This window comes from Streptococcus sp. 1004_SSPC (assembly GCF_001069025.1).
GTDB classification, from domain to species: domain Bacteria; phylum Bacillota; class Bacilli; order Lactobacillales; family Streptococcaceae; genus Streptococcus; species Streptococcus vestibularis.
Map to the genome: position 1 here is coordinate 1 of NZ_JWGQ01000014.1, position 332 is coordinate 332.

Genomic DNA, 332 nt, shown 5'->3' on the forward strand with positions numbered 1-332 from the left:
AGCTTGGTAGAGCACTTGGTTTGGGACCAAGGGGTCGCAGGTTCGAATCCTGTCTTCCCGATTTATGGCGGTGTAGCTCAGCTGGCTAGAGCGTCCGGTTCATACCCGGGAGGTCGGGGGTTCGATCCCCTTCGCCGCTATATATGGATTACTTGGACCTTTAGCTCAACTGGTTAGAGCACTCGGCTCATAACCGAGCGGTCGTAGGTTCGAGTCCTACAAGGTCCATATATTATTTAATAATATTTGGAGGATTACCCAAGTCCGGTTGAAGGGAACGGTCTTGAAAACCGTCAGGCGTGTAAAAGCGTGCGTGGGTTCGAATCCCACAT

At 51.5% G+C, this 332-nt stretch carries 2 tRNA genes; both read left to right on the forward strand.

The annotated features are described in order from the left end of the window. The first annotated feature begins 66 nt into the window (after positions 1-66). Positions 67-140: transfer RNA gene (locus tag ADF62_RS01445), tRNA-Met, on the forward strand. 14 nt (positions 141-154) lie between these two features. Then, positions 155-228 (forward strand) — tRNA-Ile (locus tag ADF62_RS01450). Positions 229-332 lie beyond the last annotated feature (104 nt).